Raw genomic sequence first — 16,802 nt, 5'->3', positions numbered from 1 at the left:
GCTTAGATAAAGAAATATTTGTTCTTTATTAACGGCTGGCTACTTTCTCTTGTAATGCACTTTTATCTTCTTCTGTAAGGAAAGCAAGCTCCAATCCGTTTATTTGAGCTTGGCGAATTTGAGTTTGAGAAAGACCGGCTTGAGGTGCTGCAACTTCATATTCATAAGGTAATTCAATGCCTTCAACTGCAGGGTCATCAGTATTGAGACAGGCAAGTACACCATGTTCAAGGAATTGCTTAATAGGATGAAGACTGAGTGAGTCAACTGTGCTGGTTTGGAAGTTGGATGTTAAGCATGACTCGATACCAATACGCTTTTCTATCAAATAATCCATGAGTCGTGGGTCGTGGATTGCTTTTACGCCATGTCCAATGCGCTCTGCGCCGAGCTCTTTAATGGCTTGCCACATACTTTCGGCACCTGCTGCTTCGCCAGCGTGTACAGTTACTTTCAGACCTGCATCTCTTACTTGCTTAAAGTGAGAGATAAAACGGTCTCCGGGTTGACCAAGTTCATCACCGGCGAGATCCACTGCAACGATGTTGTCTTTTTGCGTTAAAATAGCATTCAATTCTTGCTGGCACGCTTCTGTACCAAAAGTTCGACTCATAATACCGATGAGATTAGCTTGAATACCAAAATCTCGAACTCCTGCTCGAACGCCATCAACCACAGCTTCGACGACTCCTGCAAGTGGTAGGTTATGTTTCATTGCCATGTAATAAGGTGAGAAACGCAATTCTGCATAATCAATTTGTGCATTTAAAGCATCTTCAACGTTTTCGTAAGCAACACGGCGGCACGCATCAAGATCACCAAGTACAGCGACACCCCAATCGAGCTTAGATAGGAAGGCAACAAGTGATGGTTCGGCTTCGACAATTTGTACGTGTGGTGTTAATTGTTCAATGTTGTCTGCAGGAAGTTTTACATTGAATTGTTGGCCAAGTTCTAAGATGGTTTTGGTGCGAATATTACCGTCGAGGTGACGGTGTAAATCTGTAAGCGGCAGGTTTTTAGTTATCATTATTTTCTTTCCGAATGTTTTTATCTGGCACTAGTATAAAAATCAATATGATCAGTGTCAGTAGTAAAGCCGTTAAAATCGCTCTATTTCGTCGATTTTTGTTTCACGTTAACCATATCTGTTGGCCAATCTGCAAACGGAATGGCTTTGCTGAATAAAAAGCCCTGTCCATGCACGCATTCTAGTTGCTTGAGTAACTCTACTTGTTCATTAGTCTCAATACCCTCTGCGACTATTTCGACATTAAAACCGCGAGTCATGTTAATAATTGCAGCAACAACAGAGCTATCTGTGTTTTCTTGAGCTAACTGGGAAACAAATGCCCTATCAATTTTTAAGCAGTCAAAAGGGAGTTTGTGCAAATAAGCGAGAGAGCTATAACCTGTGCCAAAGTCATCGATGGCAATATCAATCCCAAGTTGTTTGAGTGACTTCATGTTTTCGAGAATGACTGGATCGTTATCTACAATTCTAGATTCAGTTATCTCTAGCGTCAGGTTGCTTGGGGGAAGCTCTGTTTTTTCTAAGGTCTGCTCAAGTTGTTCGATAAAATCTGGTTGAGAAAGTTGGTTTACCGATAGATTTACATGGATCTTGAAAGTGCTATCCCATTTCCCCATCTGGATACCTTTCATGGTATCGAAACAAGATTTGTATAAAATTTGCTCGCCAATTAAACCGATGAAGCCACTCTCTTCCGCAATTGGAATAAAGTCTAAAGGGGGGATAATCTCACCACTTGATGTTACCCAGCGTGCTAAAGCTTCTGCACCTACAATCTTACCCGTAGCAAGCTCTACGATAGGTTGATAAAAGGGGATGTATTCTTGGTTCTCAATCGCCAGCTTAATTTGAGTCAGCATTTGCGTGCGTTTACGTGATTGCTCAGCCATTTCTGGTGAGTAATAGCTGATGTGCGTCAGTTCTAATTTTGCATTGCTTAATGCGATACTACCGTTACGTAGACTGAGTGTCATATTCGCGCTCTCATCACCGAGCACAACACCAATGGATACGTTGATCACTACTTGTTCACTGTACATCGCTACGGGGGCTGAAAACATTTGTAGAATGTTATTTGCTGCGCTTTGGGTTTCAGATCTTTGCTTTGCGGATGGTATGTAAATGGCAAACTCATCGCCACCAATACGTGCAATGTATGAGTTGTTAGCAAAAAGAGAGCGTAGTCTTTCTGCAATGATCACTAGTAATTTATCGCCTTGTTGATATCCCAGGCTGTCATTGATGTCTCTGAATTTATCTATACCAACGATAAGCAGGCTACCGTTGAGTTTATTTAAATGCTCACAGCTTTCTATTAAACCCTCTCGGCTATAAAGTTTAGTAAGAGAGTCATAGACCAATTGAGAACGAAGTGCTTTAAACGAGGCTTTTAAATTATTTGCCATTTCATTAAATGAATAAACCAATAAGCTTATCTCATAAATCTTTCCTGCCTTAGGCATCGCACTTTCCCAGTCTCCTTTTGCAAGTTGTTTAGCAGCAGAAGCTGTAGCAGTAATCGGCGTGGTTACATGATTAAATGCAATAAGCCCAATCCCAATGCCAATCAGACTGACGATGCATCCGATTATCCAGCTATTTTGCTGATTTTCTGGAAGTTTGCCTAATAGATCAGTTTCCGATATTGAGACCCCTATAAACCAATGAAGACCATATTGATCTTTAAATGGAGTGAGAAGATTGAAGTAACGAATTCTATCGACGCTGGTTTCAAACTTACTGAATGAAGAGGGCAGCAACGTATTATGGGTATCGACATATTGAGCACTGGCTTGTATTACAGGGTTTGCATTTTCTATTGCAAATAGTCGTTCTCCTTGGGGGGATAAGTTAGTTCCCCATGAGACAACGGCGCTTGCGTTTGAGTGGGCAACAAGCCGTTTTTGCTGATCCATGATATATACATTGGCACGCGTCTGTTTTCTTAATGAATTAAGAAAGGTGTTGAAGGTGTTTATTTTTACATCGCTAACGACGACGCCGATAAATTGGCTACTATCAAAAACGGGAGCGAGAGCGGAGAGGGTGACTTCTTGGCGTTCGTCGACATTGGCATAAATAGAAGACCAGCCAGATGTGAGACTTTTGGCTACAGGGCTATACCACGGCCGGATTCGAGGATCATAATCAACAATGGTAGAGCGGATGTTTCTATTTATCGTGTCACCTTTATAGATAATTAAATTCTGTTGCGTTCTTTCATCTTGCAGCATGAGTGAGTATTCATGATCATTTTCTTTTCTAAAGCCAACAAACTCGGCTTGCTCTCCACCGAAACTGATGACATCAAGCTGCTCGATTGTCTTGTAAAGACTATCGAAACTGGTTAGCAGATATTGTTCAATTTTACTTGTGTTACCTGGGGTATAGAGGTGGTTGAAGCCAATGCTATGACTGATAGCAAGACTCGCTTGAAACGGTTTTTCGAGAAAGTTGAGTAGATGTTGCTCAACGTTATTTGTTAAAGAAATAAGTTGTTTGCTACTAAGGTCATCCACGACCTCTTCATAGTGATATTTTTGAACGCCAATGATCACACCAATGGTGAGCAGGAAGACCATAACAAATGGGAGAACAACGGCTGTTCTCAGCGTAATTTGGTTGATAAATGGCATGTCGTGTCTTTTTCTTCCATAAAAAATTGAGAAAACACGCGAAGGAAGAGGGGGATTTAGCTTGCTGATTACAAGCTAATCACCAGCTTAAGTCATTAGTAAAGTTCTTTTAACTTCCTTGTCAGCGTGTTGCGTCCCCATCCTAGCACCTTTGCGGCATCTTGTTTATGCCCATTGGTATGATGGAGTGCTGCTTCTAAAAGTATACGTTCAAATTCAGGGAGTGCGTAAGAAAGTAGTTCAGTTTCTCCTGAAGCTAAGGATGACTTAGCCCAACTTGCAAGCTGTTGCTGCCAACTTATATCATTATCAAACTCGTTATTTTTCTTTTCTGATAATAACTCGGAAGGAAGATCACTGGGCAGAACTTCACTGCCACTTGCCATCACGGTTAGCCATCGACAAATATTTTCAAGTTGACGTACGTTACCTGGCCATTCTAATCGATTTAAAATCTCGACACTTTTGGGGTGCAAGGTCTTCATCTCCACACCTAGCTCTTTCGCTGCTAGGGCTAGGAAATGTTTTGTTAGCTTTTCAATATCTTGACGTCGTTCACGTAGTGCTGGGATATGAATTCGAATCACATTGAGGCGGTGAAATAAATCTTCGCGGAATTTGCCTTGATGAACGAGCTTCTCTAAATTTTGGTGAGTTGCAGCGACAATGCGTACATCAACTTTGATCGCTGAATGTCCTCCAACTCGATAAAACTGACCGTCGGCGAGGACGCGTAATAAACGGGTCTGAATATCGAGTGGCATATCACCGATTTCATCTAGAAATAACGTTCCACCATTGGCTTGCTCGAAGCGGCCTTGGCGGACGCTATTCGCACCAGTGAATGCTCCTTTCTCATGGCCAAATAGCTCCGATTCAATAAGGTCTTTGGGGATTGCGGCCATATTCAGGGCTATAAACGGTTTTTGTGAACGAGGACTATGGCGATGAAGTGCATGCGCGACTAACTCTTTGCCGGTACCTGACTCACCATTAATGAGCACTGAAATAGACGAGCGAGATAAACGACCAATCGCACGAAACACCTCTTGCATTGATGGTGCTTCACCGATTATTTCTGGCGTGTCATCAATGCCAGCTTGCTGGGCTGATTGCTCTTTACGTTGCTCTTGACCGTGAGCGATCGCTCGTTCAACTAAGGTAAGTGTTTCATCTACATCGAATGGTTTAGGCAGATATTCAAAAGCGCCTTTTTGATAAGCATTAACGGCTGCGTCTAGGTCAGAATGCGCGGTCATAATAATAACGGGCAATTCCGGAGAGCGAGAGTGAACTTGATTGAGCAGTTCGATACCGTCAATGCCTGGCATTCGTATATCTGAAATGAGTACATCTGGCGTTTCTCTTTCTAGTGCCATCAATACACTTTCTGCATCCGAGAAGGTTTCACATTTTATATTGGCAGATGAAAGTGTTTTTTCCATTACCCAACGGATTGAACTATCGTCATCGACAACCCAAACGTATCCTTTACTCATAATTTTTATTCCTTAACAGCAAACCGAATCTCACAGTGGTGAAATGGGTAAATATATTGTAAATGTTGTTCTACCTGGCCAGCTTTCTACATCAATTTTTCCATTATGTTGGTCAATGAGATTTTGTGAGATTGAGAGACCTAAGCCTGTCCCGCCTTCTCGCCCGCTGACCATTGGGTAGAAGAGCGTGTCTTGCAATTCCAATGGAATACCTGGTCCGTTATCGGTGATCTCGATACGTGCGACCAATTTATGTCGCTGGCCATGAATATTAGCTTGGTGCACCGTTCTGGTGCGCAACGTTATTTTTCCATGTGGCTGGGATGTTAATATTTGAGCTGCATTGCTAACGATATTAAGCAAAGCCTGTTCGATTTGATCGGTATCCATCAAAATATCCGGCAGGCTTGGGTCATAATCTCGCTCTATTACTAAATTGGTGCTAGCTTCTAGCTCGACTAGCTGTCGAACTTTTTCCAAGATGACATGTAAGTTTTCAGACTGCTTTTTGCCAGGCCTTTGTGGGCCAAGCAAGCGATCCACCAGCGCACGTAAGCGGTCTGCTTGCTCAATAATGATTTGGGTGTATTCAGTTAAACTCTGGTCAGGAAGCATTCTTTCTAGCAGTTGAGCCGCACCACGCAGTCCACCTAATGGGTTTTTAATTTCATGTGCTAAGCCTCTCACCAGTAACTTTGCAGCTTGTTGTTGTGCGTGTTGGTTGAGCTCTTGGGTTAGGCGACGTTGTTGTCCCACTTTTCGCATTTCGACCAATAGCATCAATTCACGTTGCCAAGAGATTGGACTTACAGTGACTTCAAGCATCAGCGGTTTACCATCAACGACAAACGTAACATCACTGTCAGTAATACTTTGACCACTTTGCAAAGGTTGAGATAGCAACGCTAAATCTAACGAAGCATGCTGGATTAATTTCGACAAAGGTTGGTTGATGATACGTTTGGCACTTTGGGAAAATAATTGTTCTGCTGCAGGGTTGGCGTAACGGACCGAAAGTGATTCATCTAGCATCAATGTCGCGGTGACCACATTGTTTAAAATGGTTTGGCTTAGCTCGTAATTCACGTTTTCATCCTTGTTCGTGTTCCAAAATAGTGCGCTGCACAAACTTGGTGCATCATATGGCTAAGTATGGCGCATTGGTATCAGAAGAAAAAGTGAAACCTATTGTTATATCAAGCGTCTTGGTGAGAAGGTCATTGTTTCACAGTTGCTCGATGTAAATGCACCGTCATAATCGATGAAGATGCAATAACCTTGCCGTTTACAACTGATTGAATTAAAAAGCGATGACTGCCTCGGTCAATGTTTTTTAGCACCCAACGAGTTTGATTTGTTGGCGTGCTATAGGGCTTTTCATTAAGTAGTAGTTGTAATTGTTCTACGGCACTTAAACGGCGATTCAGCTCAACTTGAATCGTAATTTGCCCAGCGCTGTTATGAATATTTTCATTATTGGTTGGTGAAATAATGGTTATGGTAAGTGGCGCTAAAACTGGTGAGTATTTATCTTGCATGGTGTTGTCGAGCTGAGGTTGCTCGGCAGGTTCGAGTGCTTCAAAAGTAGGAGTTGTGGCTACAACATGAGCGTCGGCAATGACTATTTGTTCAGCTCGGTAGTTTAGTTGGGCATCATCACTTATTGGCTCATCACTAAAGTGGCGAATGTTATCGCCATCTACCCATGTGTACACATTTTGAGCGTTGCTAAGTGCTGCAATAAACACGCTGAGCGTAATGATGATGCTACTAATTAGGTTCACGATCTCTTCCTTCAAAAAGATGTTTTCACATTAGGTGAATAGCGGCGTATATGGCCGTTATCGCTATAACACTAATGCTAGCGTGTGCTTGCTTTTCTCCTAATATTAAAAAGGCCCGCCTGCGAGGCGAGCCTAATAAATCAGTAACCAAAGTTACATTTTACACTTGGGATAAGAATTATACAGAGTAGTACAATTCAAATTCTAGTGGGTGAACAGCCATATTCACACGTTCTACATCTTTTGATTTTAGCGTGATGTAAGAGTCGATGAAATCATCAGAGAATACGCCGCCAGCGGTTAAGAACTCACGGTCTTCGTCCAGTGCTTTCAGAGCCACTTCTAGTGATTCTGCTACTTTTGGAATCTCAGCTGCTTCTTCCGCAGGTAGGTCATACAAATCTTTATCCATTGCTTCACCTGGGTGGATCTTGTTCTTGATACCATCAAGACCAGCCATAAGAAGTGCTGCAAACGCTAGGTATGGGTTTGCTGCTGGATCTGGGAAGCGAGCTTCGATACGACGTGCTTTCGGGCTTGGTACCACAGGGATACGGATAGAAGCAGAGCGGTTACGAGCTGAGTAAGCGAGCATAACTGGCGCTTCAAACCCTGGAACAAGACGCTTGTACGAGTTAGTTGACGGGTTAGCAAATGCGTTGATAGCGCGCGCGTGCTTGATGATACCGCCAATGTAGTAAAGCGCTAGGTCAGATAGACCGCCGTATTTGTCACCAGCAAATAGGTTTACACCGTCTTTTGCTAGAGATTGGTGAACGTGCATACCGCTACCGTTGTCGCCAACAAGTGGTTTAGGCATGAAAGTCGCTGTTTTACCGAATGCGTGAGCAACGTTATGAACAACGTACTTATAGATTTGGATTTCATCTGCTTTAGTCGTTAGCGTGTTGAAGCGAGTTGCGATTTCGTTTTGACCCGCTGTCGCTACTTCATGGTGGTGTGCTTCAACAACTAAGCCCATCTCTTCCATGATCAAACACATCGCTGAGCGAATGTCTTGTGATGAGTCAACTGGCGCTACTGGGAAGTAACCACCTTTAACACCTGGACGGTGACCTTTGTTACCACCTTCGATGTCGGCACCAGTGTTCCATGCTGCTTCTACGTCATCAATTTTAAATGATGCACCAGACATGTCGTTGCTGTATTTCACGTCATCGAATAGGAAGAATTCAGGTTCTGGGCCAACAAGAACGGTGTCTGCTATGCCTGTAGAGCGCATGTAGTCTTCAGCGCGTTTAGCGATAGAGCGTGGGTCACGGTCGTAACCTTGCATTGTTGCAGGCTCTAGAATGTCACAACGGATGTTTAGCGTCGCATCTTCTGTGAATGGATCAAGAACTGCACTTGATGCGTCCGGCATCATTACCATGTCAGATTCATTAATGCCTTTCCAGCCAGCAACTGATGAACCATCGAACATCTTACCTTCTTCGAAGAAGTCTGCGTCGATTTGGTGAGCAGGAATTGAGATATGTTGCTCTTTACCTTTTGTATCGGTAAAGCGCAGGTCAATAAACTTAACTTCGTTTTCTTGGATAAGCGATAGAACGTTTTCTACTGACATCTTGGATAACCTCCAGTGTTATTAAAGCGGTAATAGCCCGAATCGATTGAAACTAGCATTGATTAATTTCATTTCAAACTTATTAATCGATGCTGTTTCCGTTAAAGCCAAATTCGTGCCAAAAAAATTAGTCCATTAATTTCAATTGGTTGCTTAATTTAGTGCCTAGTTTTAACAGATGATTGCACCATAATGATCTTTCTCTGCACTATATTGGTGCTTGGTTATTTTCGCTGCACCATTATCAAACAAACTTGGACTATTCAGCCTAGATTTAAACATATTGTCAATGAGGATTTTGTTCCTTTTGATGCAATTTGTTTCAAATCAAGTTAAGGGCTAAACTGGTAGGGAGCGAAAATCAGCGTGATAGATCACATATTTCTAGGTTTTTCGCCAAAATCTGGTACATTATTGACCGTTTTTAAAATCAAGTTCTATGCTCGTTGCGGCAATGTCCCGAAGCGAGTTACTCCTTTAATAAGTGAAGCAAAATCCATGGCTACTCCACAGATTGATAAATTAAGAAATATCGCGATCATCGCACACGTCGACCACGGTAAAACAACCTTGGTTGATAAACTCCTGCAGCAGTCAGGTACGTTAGAGTCTCGCGGTGAAACGGAAGAGCGGGTCATGGACTCGAACGATATCGAGAAAGAGCGCGGTATTACTATTCTTGCGAAAAACACAGCAATCAACTGGAACGATTACCGCATCAACATCGTAGACACCCCTGGACACGCAGACTTCGGTGGTGAAGTTGAACGTATCATGTCTATGGTTGACTCTGTTTTGCTTATCGTTGACGCTGTTGATGGCCCAATGCCACAAACGCGTTTCGTAACACAAAAAGCATTCGCACATGGCTTGAAGCCAATTGTTGTTATCAACAAAATCGACCGTCCAGGTGCTCGTCCTGATTGGGTTATGGATCAAGTATTCGACCTATTCGATAACCTAGGTGCAACTGATGAACAGCTAGACTTTAAAGTCGTTTACGCTTCAGCACTAAACGGTTGGGCTACGCTAGAAGAAGGTGAGACTGGCGAAAACATGGAACCACTGTTCCAAGCGGTTGTTGACACAGTAGAAGCACCAAACGTAGACCTTGATGGTCCACTGCAAATGCAAGTGTCTCAGCTTGATTACAGCTCTTATGTTGGTGTTATCGGTGTTTGTCGTGTAACTCGTGGTTCTGTTAAAGCAAACCAACAAGTGACCATTATTGGTGCAGACGGCAAAAAACGTAACGGTAAAGTGGGTACGGTTTTAGGCTATCTTGGCCTTGAGCGTCATGAAGTTGAAAAAGCTAATGCTGGTGACATCATTGCGGTAACTGGTTTGGGCGAGCTTAAAATCTCGGACACTATCTGTGACCAAAACAATGTAGAAGCTATGGTTCCACTTTCTGTTGATGAACCAACAGTAACCATGACTTTCCAAGTAAACACTTCTCCTTTTGCAGGTAAAGAAGGTAAGTTCGTGACTTCACGTAACATTCTTGAGCGTCTGCAAAAAGAATTGGTACACAACGTTGCACTACGTGTTGAAGAAACTGACAACCCAGACCGTTTCCGTGTATCAGGTCGTGGTGAACTTCACCTTTCGATTCTGATCGAAAACATGCGTCGTGAAGGTTTTGAGTTAGCGGTATCTCGTCCTGAAGTTATCATCAAAGAAGAAGATGGTCAGAAAATGGAACCGTTTGAAACGGTAACCATTGACGTAATGGAAGAGCATCAAGGCGGCATTATGGAGAAAATTGGTTTACGTAAAGGTGAACTGAAAGATATGTCTCCAGATGGTAAAGGCCGCGTACGTCTAGACTTCGTGATGCCATCTCGTGGTTTGATTGGTTTCCAAACGGAATTCATGACGCTGACTTCAGGTTCTGGTTTGCTTTACCATACATTTGATCACTACGGTCCACACAAAGGCGGTAACATTGGTCAACGTAACAATGGTGTGCTTATCTCTAATGCAACCGGTAAAGCATTGACTTACGCACTGTTTAACCTACAAGAGCGTGGCCGTCTATTTACTGAGCACGCAGATGAAGTTTACGAAGGTCAAGTTATCGGTATTCATAACCGTTCTAACGACTTAACAGTTAACTGTCTGAAAGGTAAACAGCTAACTAACGTTCGTGCTTCTGGTACTGATGAAGCGCAAGTGCTTTCTCCGGCAATCAAGTACACGCTTGAGCAAGCTCTAGAGTTCATTGATGATGATGAACTAGTAGAAGTAACGCCAGAAAGCATTCGTATTCGTAAGCGTCACCTGACTGAAAACGATCGTAAACGTGCAAGCCGTGGCTAAGCTTAAGAGCTAAAACTGCGCTTCGTAGAGTAATATGAAAGGGTGAGAAATAACTTCTCGCCCTTTTTTGTATCTGTCGTTTTTATTTAAAGGAAGAAGATGAAACCGATTATTATTTCTGGCGGTCCTGGTGCTGGAAAAACCACAATCATTGAACAATTAAAACACCGAGGATATCTCACCTTTGCTGAAGGTTCTCGTACGCTGATTGAGCAGCAAAGCCAGCATAAAGATGGCATATTACCGTGGACTGACTTAGCGGCTTTTGCGCAGTTATGCTTACAATTGATGAGTGAACAGAAGCAGCAGGCGCAACAAAGTGGAAAGCAGTGTTTTTTGGATAGAGCGATTCCTGATATTTGCGCCTACCTAAAGCAAGGTGGCTTGGCAGTGCCTGATGAATATATTCAAGAGAGCCAAGGTTATCATCGATATGCTTTTCTCTGCCGTCCTGAAGCGTCAATTTACGTTCAGGATGCCGTGCGTCCTCATTCATTTTTAGAAGCGTTAGAGATTCATCGTAAGCTACAAGAAACTTACCAAACACTTGGATTTGAGGTGATTGAAGTGCCTTGGGGAAGCGTGATAGAGCGAGCCGACTTTATCGAAGCTAATACCAATCGTAGTGAATAGCTGGTCATCCTCGCTGGTTAAAACACTCGATAACGGCGTTAGAATTTTTGATGGTAGAATAACTACTGATCGATAAATTCCGCCTTGTTATCAAGCATTTTTGTACGCTATTTCTGATCACTTATTTACTGTGATTGGTATGAGATTCAGTCGGCGTAAGTGTCTTTTATTTAGCGTTGAGCTTGGTTAAAAACTTATCAGACTCAGCAATCGCAGTGTTCATTTGTTTGATCGCATAGCTGATATCTTGCTCTAAACTGATGAATTCACCTTGCATAGAACCTATCGCACTCGCATTCAAGTTGTGTTTTAAATACAGCGTATTGTCTCTGAGCGTATTAAGTACAGGTGTCATTTTCTGCTCGGCGCGCTTCATGGCTGACAGCATGGTTTGATAAGACGCTTTTGTTTCTTTCAGCTTTTGTTGGCTTGCTCGTTTTAGTTTGCTGCTGGTATAAAGTTCTAGCTCAGATTGCCATTCATCAAATAGGGCATCAGATACATCTTCAATGGCAGCAATACGATTACTAACCTCTTGTGCGGCTTGTTCACTATCCTGGTATTTATCGTTGATCTGGTTATAAACTTCTTCAAGCTCACCGCCGTTGAAATTGGTCAGTACAGATAATGCCTCTAGAGCGCTAGTAAATTCTTGCTGAGCATCTTGTTGTGAGGTTTTAGCATCTTCAACGCGATCAACCATAATGTCTCGTTTGTGATAGCCAACTTGTTCCATCGCGGAATAGTAAGCCGATTGACAACCTGTTAACGTGAAGATGGAGACAAGTACGGCGAGCAAATAAGGCATCTTAATTTCCTTTCGATTAGAATGACTTTGATACGACGGAGTCTCAAAGTGATTGGTGGTATGAGTAAGCGGTTTATGGATAAGTCTAGTACAATGAATGAGTTGATAGGGAGATACAAGTTGAAATTTGATCAAGCCGTGAAAGCTGGGATCCAGTTTACACGTTATCTGCTGAACCGTATGGGCCATGACCGTGTTAACGTAAATGCGGGTTATTTAGCCTATATCACGTTACTATCGATTGTTCCGATGCTGACTGTTCTTCTGTCCATTCTCTCCTCATTTTCTATTTTCACCAATGTTGGTGTTGTGATTCAAGATTTCGTTATTACCCACTTTGTTCCTGCTGCGGGTGATGTGGTGCGCGAAGCATTAATCGAGTTTATTGCCAATACGGGCAAGATGACGGCAGTCGGTGGTGGCTTTTTATTTGTCGCCGCGTTAATGCTGATATCAAATATTGATAAGAATTTGAACTACATTTGGCGAGTAAAAAAGAAGCGTCGTATGGTGCTGTCTTTTTCAATGTACTGGATGGTGTTGACACTTGGCCCTATTTTGGTCGGTGCGAGTATTGCGGCTACGTCTTACATCACCTCTCTGAAAATCGTTGATAATGAAACCGTTACCGGAGCGTATAATTTACTACTACGTTGGCTACCTTTTATCTTGTCATTTTGCGCATTTGTCGGCCTTTACCTACTAGTTCCCAACAAGAAAGTGCATTTTTCCCATGCGCTTATTGGCGCTATTGTGGCTGCGCTTTTATTTGAATTCAGCAAGAAAGGGTTTGCTGCATACATCACTCAATTTCCTTCGTATCAACTTATTTATGGCGCGCTAGCTGCGATTCCCATCTTGTTTGTCTGGGTGTATTTGTGTTGGATGATTGTGTTGGTTGGTGCTGAAGTGACAGCTGCTTTAGGTGAGAAAGAGCACTGGAGCAACAGCAAAGAAATGCTAAACTCATCGCCAGTTTCAAATCAAGAAGTGAAAGGAAGTCAAAGTGATAGCGTTGATCCAGAGAGTGAGTGAGGCCGCTGTTCGTGTTGATGGTCAAGTGGTTGGTGAAATAAACCAAGGTTTATTAGTCTTACTGGGTGTGGAAAAAGACGATGATGAAGCGAAAGCAAAGCGTCTAGTCGAACGAGTCACTAGCTACCGCGTTTTTGAAGACCAAGACGGAAAGATGAACTTAAACGTCCAACAAGTGAACGGTCAGGTATTGGTGGTGTCTCAATTTACATTACCTGCTGATACGAAAAAGGGAACGCGAGCAGGATTTTCTAAAGGTGCTCATCCGGCAGACGCTGAACGTCTGTATGATTACTTCTCGGATCGATGTGAACAAGTCTTACCTACTCAGCGAGGCCGCTTTGCCGCGGATATGAAAGTATCACTGATCAATGATGGTCCAGTAACGTTCTGGCTTCAGGTTTAATAAAGGAATTAATGGTCGCTTCTTCAGTTTGGATATACCTTTCCCAGCTAGAGGCTGCAGCGGTGTTGGTTATGTTTGCTTACCCCAAACACATAGTTTATCTATGCTGATGGGGGAACTCGCTTGCCATCTATCTGTAACTTCAAGCTGTTCGGGTATCGTTCTTACTAGTAGGTTCGGCAATTTAGGGATAGCAATATGTTTAAACTGATTACGCCAATTACCGATAACCAACTCAATAAGTATTACCACTTTCGTTGGCAAATGTTGCGTGAACCATGGCATTTGCCGATTGGCTCTGAACGAGATGAATATGATGGCATGAGCCACCACCGCATGATCGTCGATGGGCGTGGACGGCCGATTGCGATTGGTCGACTTTACATCACGCCTGACTGTGAAGGTCAAATTCGCTATATGGCGGTCAAAAGTAGTCGTCGTAGCAAAGGCATGGGTTCACTTGTGTTGGTGGCATTAGAGTCGCTTGCTCGCCAAGAGGGAGCGAAGCGTTTGGTGTGTAATGCGCGCGAAGATGCCATCGCCTTTTATGAAAGGAATGGCTTTGAAAGACGTGGATCGTTAACCGATGAGCGTGGCCCAGTGCGTCATCAGCAAATGGTTAAGCCGCTTGACCCTATGGCAAACGTATTACGCAAGCCTGAATGGTGTACGGAATTACAAGAGCGTTGGGCAACTCATATCCCCATTAGTGAAAAAATGGGTATTAAAGTTACTCAGTATACCGGTTACCAATTTGAATGTAGTGCCCAATTAAATCCCAACCTTAATCCGCATAACACCATGTTTGCTGGTTCGGCATTTACCTTGGCAACTCTTACCGGCTGGGGGATGGCGTGGTTATTGATGCGAGAGAGAAACCTAGACGGTGATATTGTTTTGGTTGATAGTCGAATTCGTTATCGTCACCCTGTAGTGCATAATCCGGTGGCATTAACATCACTTGATGGGATCAGTGGTGATTTAGACCGATTAGCCAGCGGACGCAAAGCGCGTATTGTGGTGGATGTGACGATTGCTAGTGGTGATAAACCAGCAGTTGAGTTCGTTGGCACTTACATGCTTATCCCCAATTACCAAGAGCTGTTGGCAGAATTATCTGACTCTTGAGGGGCACATGAATAGTTCATTTGCTGCTTGTCGTGAATCAGTTCAAAGCGAGTTTCACGGCAAGTTTGCTTAACATCAACGTTAATCTGTGCATTTTTCATATCGAGTAAGTCAATATTACCAATGATGTTCAGTTGCATATCCTGCGTGGCTAGTTGAGTGGGTTCAATTTTGATGCGTCCTCGATCAGCGGTAATCGTCAGGTCATCTAGGTTAAAAGGATGCTCTGCTCTTTGATCGTATTCATTGCTGGTCAGTAACGTTGCTTCGCGTAGGTTTGCTTTCAAACTACCCGTTAGGGAATGAGCTAGAGTTGAGTGATCACTCGCCAGACCTTGCAATTGCACTTCAAATTCACTAACCCCTTCGATGCTAAAAGGTAATGGTAGAGCATTATTGATAAGAGATAGAGGAAAACCATCAGCGTGAATTTCAGTTTGCCAAGGCTCGCTGATTGCGTTGAAGTCCCACTTAGCTATTGCATCGATATAACCTTTTTCTAAAGGAATAAACAGGCGATCTAAACTCCACTTTCCTTGATCGCTGTGCATTTCAATCACGCTTTGCGTGGCAAGTACACTGTCATAACTGGCGCTATTTGCTGTTATCTGCAACTCTCCTTGCCATAACCCAAAGCGTTTGTTGTCAATTAATGTCAGATCGTCCCCCTCGATATTGACACCAGAAAGTTGCCAGTAAGGGGCTTTGGCAAGTTGTATAACCTGGCTGTTGCCGATATTTAGCTTTTCTATACTCATGTTTTCAATTGATGATAGCAACTGAGCGAACCAATCGAAGCCATGTGCCGTCTCATTGACCCATTTTAAACCGCGAACATTAAACTGCTTTAATGACAGAGACGATGGAGTCATGCTCCCCGATAACTGAATATCACCCTGATACAGCTCAGCATTAAAGTCATTGATAATGAGCTGCCCTGGGCGCGTTTCGATACTAATACTGGGTTCAACCCATTGCTGACCGAACCAAGTCGCATCGTCTGCTCTAAGTGATACATAGCCTTGCTCTTGTTGCCAAAGTGAAGCGTGCGGATAGAGGTTTTCTAGTGAGATATCAACATTGCGCAAGTTCACATCACCCATAGTCAAATTGCTATTTAAGATATCCAGACTGTTGATGTGGTCGATCTGGTTGGTTAAATACGCTTGGCTGATTTGAGTTAGTCGCTTACTTTCGTTGGCGCTAAGGTTGAGTTTATCAACCGTGACGTTGACCAGAGACCATCCTTGTGGATATTGTTCAGCTTGTCCTGAAATAGCCGCACCTTGCCAGGTAAATGAAAGCCCATAAACGGTGCTGTTATGTGGCTTGTAATCCATATCTAGCAGCACATTATTTAAAGCTTCACCTTGCCAGTAGAGTTGTTCGGCAGAAAATTGAATCTCTCCAAAAGGAATTGATGAGTGCTTATCTGACCAAGAGGGTTGCTTGATCTGCATATTAACTCCACGGGCCACCCAACCTTGATGAGCGATATCGACATTATGCAGTGCTAATTGATGAAGATAGAGATAAGGAAGGCGCGGCAGGTTAGGAAGATCATGCTGCAAATTAAGACCATCAAGTAAGATACTATCAATTACCAGTTGGTTATCGTGGATCAGAGTGGCATTAAGCCAAATATCAGCCTGTACAATAGGGATTGTCTGTTTATCTTGATGTATTACCAGGTGATGAAAGCGAAAATGTAAAGGGTATTGGTACTCGACCGATTCAAAGGTGATATTGCCCTTAGAAAGTCGCTCTACAACCAATTGGCTAACTGGCGTGGCGTATTGGGTATGTAACAAAGCAAAACAGCCCAATAGCGCGGTCAGCACAAGAGCGATAACTGCAATCAGCAACGCCAATACCTTTTTCATGTTTTCCCTATCCTTAATCCCTTGTCGTGACAGAGTGAAACAAATTC

Annotated in this window: 13 protein-coding genes; 5 read left to right on the top strand and 8 right to left on the bottom strand. The window is 43.1% G+C overall.

Features of this window, described 5'->3' with window-relative positions; genetic code table 11:
• Nucleotides 1-28 precede the first annotated feature (28 nt).
• The 6 genes from add to glnA form a co-directional block, all read right to left on the bottom strand.
• A complete protein-coding gene (gene add / locus MCT08_RS00790) occupies nt 29-1,030 on the bottom strand; it encodes an adenosine deaminase (protein ID WP_274677707.1) in 1,002 nt (333 codons plus the stop codon).
• 83 nt (nt 1,031-1,113) lie between these two features.
• A complete protein-coding gene (gene gepA / locus MCT08_RS00785) occupies nt 1,114-3,669 on the bottom strand; it encodes a phosphodiesterase GepA (RefSeq protein ID WP_274677706.1) in 2,556 nt (851 codons plus the stop codon).
• Between the two features lie 95 nt (nt 3,670-3,764).
• The gene (gene glnG, locus MCT08_RS00780) at nt 3,765-5,168 is read right to left on the bottom strand and encodes a nitrogen regulation protein NR(I) (RefSeq protein ID WP_053312254.1); all 1,404 of its coding nucleotides are present in this window, start codon (nt 5,166-5,168) and stop codon (nt 3,765-3,767) included.
• A gap of 30 nt (nt 5,169-5,198) precedes the next feature.
• The gene (gene glnL / locus MCT08_RS00775) at nt 5,199-6,254 is read right to left on the bottom strand and encodes a nitrogen regulation protein NR(II) (protein WP_053312253.1); all 1,056 of its coding nucleotides are present in this window, start codon (nt 6,252-6,254) and stop codon (nt 5,199-5,201) included.
• A gap of 131 nt (nt 6,255-6,385) precedes the next feature.
• The gene (locus tag MCT08_RS00770) at nt 6,386-6,952 is read right to left on the bottom strand and encodes a DUF4124 domain-containing protein (RefSeq protein ID WP_274677704.1); all 567 of its coding nucleotides are present in this window, start codon (nt 6,950-6,952) and stop codon (nt 6,386-6,388) included.
• Between the two features lie 178 nt (nt 6,953-7,130).
• On the bottom strand, nt 7,131-8,540 hold the full coding sequence (glnA, locus tag MCT08_RS00765; protein ID WP_053312251.1) for a glutamate--ammonia ligase: 1,410 nt from the start codon (nt 8,538-8,540) through the stop codon (nt 7,131-7,133).
• Nucleotides 8,541-9,038: 498 nt separating this feature from the next.
• On the opposite strand from glnA, the gene typA reads away from it, so the two are divergent.
• Nucleotides 9,039-10,862, top strand: coding sequence for a translational GTPase TypA (gene typA / locus MCT08_RS00760; RefSeq protein ID WP_053312261.1), 1,824 nt, complete (start codon nt 9,039-9,041; stop codon nt 10,860-10,862).
• Nucleotides 10,863-10,961: 99 nt separating this feature from the next.
• Nucleotides 10,962-11,495: an AAA family ATPase gene (locus MCT08_RS00755; protein WP_171981478.1), complete on the top strand. Its 534-nt coding sequence runs from the start codon at nt 10,962-10,964 to the stop codon at nt 11,493-11,495.
• Nucleotides 11,496-11,661: 166 nt separating this feature from the next.
• On the opposite strand, the gene MCT08_RS00750 is transcribed toward MCT08_RS00755, so the two are convergent.
• Nucleotides 11,662-12,303 (bottom strand): DUF2959 domain-containing protein, encoded by a 642-nt coding sequence (locus MCT08_RS00750; protein ID WP_053312249.1) that lies wholly within the window; start codon nt 12,301-12,303, stop codon nt 11,662-11,664.
• Between the two features lie 93 nt (nt 12,304-12,396).
• Between MCT08_RS00750 and MCT08_RS00745 the strand changes: the two genes are divergently transcribed.
• From MCT08_RS00745 to MCT08_RS00735, 3 genes are all read left to right on the top strand, one after another.
• Nucleotides 12,397-13,338, top strand: coding sequence for a virulence factor BrkB family protein (locus MCT08_RS00745; protein WP_255091356.1), 942 nt, complete (start codon nt 12,397-12,399; stop codon nt 13,336-13,338).
• Entirely contained in the window at nt 13,310-13,744 is a 435-nt protein-coding gene (dtd, locus tag MCT08_RS00740) for a D-aminoacyl-tRNA deacylase (protein WP_053312248.1), read from the top strand. The genes MCT08_RS00745 and dtd overlap by 29 nt, the downstream gene beginning before the upstream one ends.
• A 198-nt stretch (nt 13,745-13,942) precedes the next feature.
• Nucleotides 13,943-14,872 carry a bifunctional GNAT family N-acetyltransferase/hotdog fold thioesterase gene (locus tag MCT08_RS00735; RefSeq protein ID WP_053312247.1) on the top strand — a complete coding sequence of 310 codons (930 nt, stop codon included), beginning with the start codon at nt 13,943-13,945 and terminating at the stop codon, nt 14,870-14,872.
• Here MCT08_RS00735 and MCT08_RS00730 read toward each other — a convergent pair.
• Entirely contained in the window at nt 14,836-16,755 is a 1,920-nt protein-coding gene (locus MCT08_RS00730) for an AsmA family protein (RefSeq protein ID WP_274677703.1), read from the bottom strand. The genes MCT08_RS00735 and MCT08_RS00730 overlap by 37 nt on opposite strands.
• Nucleotides 16,756-16,802 lie beyond the last annotated feature (47 nt).

Origin of the sequence: Vibrio aestuarianus (assembly GCF_028858425.1) — a bacterium.
In the GTDB taxonomy this organism is placed as follows: Bacteria; Pseudomonadota; Gammaproteobacteria; order Enterobacterales; family Vibrionaceae; genus Vibrio; species Vibrio aestuarianus.
The sequence above is the reverse complement of the archived record's forward strand: the minus strand, read 5'-3'. Positions and strand labels throughout refer to the sequence as shown.